The sequence below is a fragment of the Acidovorax delafieldii 2AN genome, from assembly GCF_000175235.1.
Taxonomy (GTDB): domain Bacteria; phylum Pseudomonadota; class Gammaproteobacteria; order Burkholderiales; family Burkholderiaceae_C; genus Acidovorax; species Acidovorax delafieldii_B.
The window spans coordinates 1-5,512 of sequence record NZ_ACQT01000230.1 but is presented as its reverse complement, the minus strand read 5'-3'; the positions used below and the strand labels follow the sequence as shown (position 1 = coordinate 5,512).

Sequence of the window (5,512 nt, the reverse complement as noted above, 5' to 3'; positions counted from 1 at the left end):
CCGACGCGCCTTGCCCGCCCCGCCCCGTCCTTGCCCTGCCGTGCAGCACACCACATAGCACTTCACCGTGGCGTGGCGTGCCCCAAGACATGGAGCCCAAGAGGCGGGGCACCATGCCTGCCCACGGCAACGAGGTAGCTGGCAAATTTTGCACAAAATCGCTTCATGCGCTTTATTCACGAGCGCTAGTAGCTATGTTATCTATAGCAAATTGCACACAAATTGAACGGACGGTCTGCCGCATTGCCGTGCGGGCACGCGGGCAAGTAAGCAGCGGGCAGGCGGGGGCCAGCCTTTCAGACACCCCAGAGCCGCATGCGTTTTGCTTGTGCGGCATAGCGCTTCATTTTCTGCAGCCTACCCGCCGCCCACGGTCTCTCGCCGGCCATGGTTCCGCCACAGGCCGCAATGGCGGTGCGGCACGCCCACACCAGCAAAAACAGCAGGCACTCACTTCATGAGCGCCTGCTGCCTCCTGTGGCTGCCTGGCCAGTTCGGTCATCGGACTCATGCCGCAAACAGACACAGGTGCCGACCGCCCTGTCACCGGTGCACACCGGCGCGGCTGGTCAAACCGGCGACGGGGCGGCCACCAAAGGCCGCAGAAGGTGTGCGAAGGGTGTTGAAAAACGAAGGTGCGTAGCGCACACGCCGGCCCGGCGCGGCCGCAGCGGGCCTGCGCACCGCCGCACCTACGCAGGCGGAGCGCCCACGCAATCGATGGGGCACGCCTCCGCGGTGGAGGCGCAGCGGCCCGCTCAGCGATTGCGCGCTGCCACGGCGTGGTCTGCGAAATCGCTGAACACGCCATCCACGCCCAGCTGGTAGAAAAGCTGGTATTCGGCCTTGGGGTCGCCCTTGAAGTCGGAGGCCAGCCGCTTGGCTTCGCTGCGGAAGGTGTAAGCATGCACGAACAGGCCTGCCGCATGCGCGTTCTTCACCACGTCGGTGGGCGCCATCATCACGCGGTCGCGTTCGTCGACCTTGCCGTCACCGTTGAGATCGTCGGGCTTGCCGTCCTTGTTGGCATCCACCTGCTTCGAGGGGATGAGGTAGGGCTTCCAGGGGCCCACGCCGTCGGCATAGGTCTTCACCTCTTTGAGGCCCGCCGGGGTGAGCAGGCTGGCGAAGGTGCGGGCATCGCCGGCCACGGCAAAGTCGTAAGGCTTGTCGTAGGGGGCCACGAGCGACATGCTGCCGTCGGCCTTGACGTCGTCGGCGTCCACCAGTTGCACCAGGCGCACCTGGGTCTTCGTACGCAGGTACTTGAGGTTCGATACCTCGAACGACTGCACGATCACCGGTGCGGCCTTGGTGGTGTAGCCGTACTTGGCCAGCACGGCCAGCAGGCGGTCTTCAAGCTTGAGGCCCAGGTTCACATGGTAGGTGGGGTGCTTGGTCTCGGGGTACACGCCCACCGTGCGGCCGGCCTTGGCGCCTTCGGTCTTGGCCAGGTCCAGCACCTCTTCGAGGGTGGGAATCTGGAACTTGCCGTTGTACTGCGGGTCGCGGTCGGCCAGTGGCTGGATGGCGCGCAGCGTCTTGATCTCGGCGAGCGTGAAGTCCGATGCGAACCAGCCTTCTTCCTCGACGCCGTCCACCACCTTCTTGGTCTTGCGAGCGGCGAACTCGGCGCGCTGCGACACATCGGTGGTGCCGGTGATATTGGGCTCATGGCGGGCAATGAGAGCGCCGTCCTTGGTGGCCACCAGATCGGGTTCGATGAAATCGGCCCCCATGTCGATGGCTTTCTTGTAGCCCTCGAGCGTGTGGTCGGGCAGGTAGCCCGCCGCCCCGCGGTGGCCGATCACCAGCGGGCGTTCGCCGCTGAGCGTGGGATAGCTCTCGCCGTCGCTGCCACCGCACGCCGTGAGCGCTGCGGCCACGGTGAGCACCAGAAACCCTGCCTTCGTTGCCTGTTGTTGACGCATCTCTCCCGCCTCTCTTGTGTAGTTGAACCCAGGGACTGTGGTGCGGATGCATGACACGCGCATGACATGCGGACGCACCAAAACAGACCAGCAACACGCACCACAACGGATATTCAACGCACCAAAAATTGGCGCCCTTTGGAGCAATGCCCCACCACAGTGCATAGTTTCTGCATGATTACATGCGTTTTTGACATAATCAGATGTTGCAACGCCGCATCGTTCTCTTTTTTGTACAGAAAGCCCTTTCCATGAAGTACGAGTCCGTCGACAGCTTCCTCGCGCAGGTCGCGCAGCGCAATCCTGGCCAACCTGAATTTCTGCAGGCTGTCACAGAGGTCATGGAAAGCCTGTGGCCCTTTATCGAGAAACACCCGCGCTATGCCGAGCAAGGCCTGCTCGAGCGCCTGGTCGAACCTGAGCGGGTGGTGATGTTCCGCGTGTCGTGGATGGACGACCACGGCTCTGTGCAGGTGAACCGCGGCTACCGCATCCAGCACAGCATGGCCATCGGGCCCTACAAGGGCGGCCTGCGGTTCCACCCCTCGGTGAACCTGTCGGTGCTGAAGTTCCTGGCGTTCGAGCAGACCTTCAAGAATGCGCTCACCACGCTGCCCATGGGCGGCGGCAAGGGCGGCTCCGATTTCGATCCCAAGGGCAAGAGCCCCGCGGAAATCATGCGTTTTTGCCAGGCCTTCGTCACCGAACTGTTCCGCCACGTGGGCGCGGACACCGACGTGCCGGCCGGTGACATCGGCGTGGGCGGCCGTGAAGTCGGTTACATGGCGGGCATGTACAAGAAGCTCAGCAACCGGGCCGACTGCGTGTTCACGGGCAAGGGCCTGTCGTTTGGCGGCTCGCTGATCCGGCCCGAAGCCACCGGCTACGGCACCGTCTACTTCGCCCAGGAAATGCTGCAGACGCGCGGCCAGTCGTTCCAGGGCAAGACGGTTTCTGTGTCGGGCTCGGGCAACGTGGCGCAGTACGCGGTCGAAAAAGCCATGGCGCTGGGCGCCAAGGTGGTGACCGTGTCCGACTCAAGCGGCACCGTCTACGACAAGGACGGCTTCACACCCGAAAAGCTGGCCATCCTGATGGATGTGAAGAACCACAAGTACGGCCGCGTGAACGACTACGCCCAGCTCGTGGGCGCGGAGTTCCATGCCGGCAAGACGCCCTGGCACATCGCCGTGGACGTGGCGCTGCCCTGCGCCACGCAGAACGAACTCAACGCCGACGATGCCGCCACGCTGATCAAGAACCGCGTGCTGTGCGTGGCCGAAGGCGCGAACATGCCCTCGACCATCGAAGCCGCCAAGGCGTTCGAGGCGGCGGGCGTGCTGTATGCGCCAGGCAAGGCGTCCAACGCCGGCGGCGTGGCCACGTCGGGCCTCGAGATGAGCCAGAACGCGGCCCGCCTGTCGTGGCCCGCCGATGAAGTGGACGCCCGCCTCTTGCAGATCATGCAGGGCATCCACGCCGCCTGCCTGAAGTACGGCAAGCGCGCCGATGGCTCGGTCAGCTACATCGACGGCGCCAACATTGCCGGCTTCGTGAAGGTGGCCGACGCCATGCTGGCGCAAGGGGTGGTGTAATCCGCGAGCGCGATTCGCACACCGCAACCAGGGGGCATTCGCCCCCTTTTTTTGCGCCGCGCCCGCGCCAGCGGCTATGCTCGCCCGAGCAAACAAATTGTCACAACTGCAGGGGCCCACAGTGGAAATTTTCAGCTTCCTGAACGCCATGGTCGAAAAAGGCGGTTCCGATCTTTTCTTCAGCGTGGGCGCGCCCGTCAACCTCAAGATCGAAGGCGTCACCCACCCCCTGAAGATGCCTCCCCTGCTGCCAGGGCAGGTCAAGCAGCTGGCCTATTCGGTGATGAACGAAAGGCAGATCAGCGAGTTCGAGGCCAAGATGGAGATGAACCTCTCGATCTCGGCAGAAAACCTGGGCCGTTTTCGCGTGAACGTGTTCGTGCAGCGCGGTGAAACCGGCATGGTGGTGCGCTACATCAAGAACAAGATCCCGCCACTGGCGGCGCTGGGCCTGCCCTCGGTGCTGGAAAAGCTGGTGCTGCGCAAGCGGGGCCTGGTGCTGGTGACGGGCGCCACGGGGTCGGGCAAGTCGACCACGCTCGCCTCCATGATCAACTACCGCAACGAGAACGTGACGGGGCACATCCTCACCATTGAGGATCCGCTGGAGTTCCTGCACGCCCACAAGCGCTCGGTGGTGGACCAGCGCGAGGTCGGCATCGACACCCTGTCGTACGAAGAGGCGCTCAAGAACGCACTGCGCGAGGCCCCCGACGTCATCCTGATCGGCGAGATCCGCGATCGCAACACCATGAAGCAGGCCATTGCGTACGCGGAAACCGGCCACCTGTGCCTGTCCACGCTGCATGCCAACAATGCCAACCAGGCGATGGAACGGGTCATCAACTTCTTTCCCGAAGACGCCCATCACCAATTGCTCATCGACCTGAGCCTGAACCTCGCAGGCGTGGTGTCGCAGCGGCTGATTCCGGGCCTGCATGAAAAGCTGGTGCCGGCGGTGGAGGTAATGCTCAACTCCCCCTACATCGCCGACCTGATCGCCAAGGGCGAGTTCTCGGGCATCAAGGAAGCCATGGGCCACAGCACCGAAATCGGCATGTGCACTTTCGACCAGGCCCTCTACACGCTCTACACCGAAGGCCGCATCTCGCTGGAAGAAGCGCTGCACAACGCCGATTCGCGCACCGACCTGGCGCTGCGCGTGCGGCTCTCCGGCGGCGTGAGCACCGCGGATGCGGGTGAGCTGTCGATCGATACCTCCACGCCGTTCCAGTCCGCTTCTCGCTTGTCCTGAACTCTCCCCGCGCTGCCGGCATGCTTTCGGGTTTGCGCCCGCAGGGGCGCAGGCCCCGGATGCGGGAGCGTCCTGCGCCTTCCTGCCAGGGCTTTCCAAGGGCCGCCCGGCGCCCCTCCATCTGGTACGCTTCAGCGCATGCCTGACGCTTCCACCGCCCCGGTGCGTGCGGCGCCCAAAACCACGCCAGCCCGGCTGGCCAAAGGCCTGCGTGCCATGTTGCCGGGGCCGGTCACTCCCCTACTGCATCCGCCCGTGCTTCCCACGCCCCCACAACTGATGGAAACCACCGTGGCCCTGTTCCCGTGCGCCCCCACGCCATGACATCCACTCTTCCAGCCATCGCCATCGCCGGTCCCACGGCGTCGGGCAAGACCGCCAGCGCGCTGGCGCTGGCCGACGCATTGGCGCCCCGCATGCCGGTCGAGATCATCAGCGTGGATTCGGCGCTGGTGTACCGGGGCATGGACATCGGCACCGCCAAGCCCACGCGTGCCGAGCAGGCCGCTGTGCCGCACCACCTGATCGATATCCGCGACCCGCTGCAGGCTTACAGCGCCGCCGAGTTCGTGCAGGACGCGACGCGGCTGATCAGCGAAATCCGCGCGCGCGGCGCCCTGCCGCTGCTGGTGGGCGGCACCATGCTGTACTTCAAGGCGTTGTTCGACGGCATCGACGACATGCCCCCCGCCGATCCGGCCGTGCGCGCGCGGCTGGAGGCGCAAGCGGCT

The 5,512-nt window shown here is 64.7% G+C and carries 5 protein-coding genes; 4 read left to right on the top strand and 1 reads right to left on the bottom strand.

Annotation, left to right across the window (positions count from 1 at the left end; genetic code table 11):
- Positions 1-758: 758 nt before the first annotated feature.
- Complete coding sequence (locus ACDELDRAFT_RS18435; RefSeq protein ID WP_005799509.1) at positions 759-1,931, bottom strand: glycerophosphodiester phosphodiesterase; 1,173 nt, start codon at positions 1,929-1,931, stop codon at positions 759-761.
- A 251-nt stretch (positions 1,932-2,182) separates the two neighbouring features.
- On the opposite strand from ACDELDRAFT_RS18435, the gene gdhA reads away from it, so the two are divergent.
- The 4 genes from gdhA to ACDELDRAFT_RS18415 all read left to right on the top strand — a co-directional run.
- Entirely contained in the window at positions 2,183-3,526 is a 1,344-nt protein-coding gene (gene gdhA / locus ACDELDRAFT_RS18430) for an NADP-specific glutamate dehydrogenase (protein ID WP_040329887.1), read from the top strand.
- 76 nt (positions 3,527-3,602) lie between these two features.
- Positions 3,603-4,781 (top strand): PilT/PilU family type 4a pilus ATPase, encoded by a 1,179-nt coding sequence (locus tag ACDELDRAFT_RS18425; protein WP_005799507.1) that lies wholly within the window; start codon positions 3,603-3,605, stop codon positions 4,779-4,781.
- A 138-nt stretch (positions 4,782-4,919) separates the two neighbouring features.
- Entirely contained in the window at positions 4,920-5,105 is a 186-nt protein-coding gene (locus ACDELDRAFT_RS18420; RefSeq protein ID WP_005799506.1) for a hypothetical protein, read from the top strand.
- A partial coding sequence (locus ACDELDRAFT_RS18415) for a tRNA (adenosine(37)-N6)-dimethylallyltransferase (protein WP_005799505.1) occupies positions 5,102-5,512 on the top strand: 411 nt, incomplete at its 3' end. The genes ACDELDRAFT_RS18420 and ACDELDRAFT_RS18415, both read left to right, overlap by 4 nt.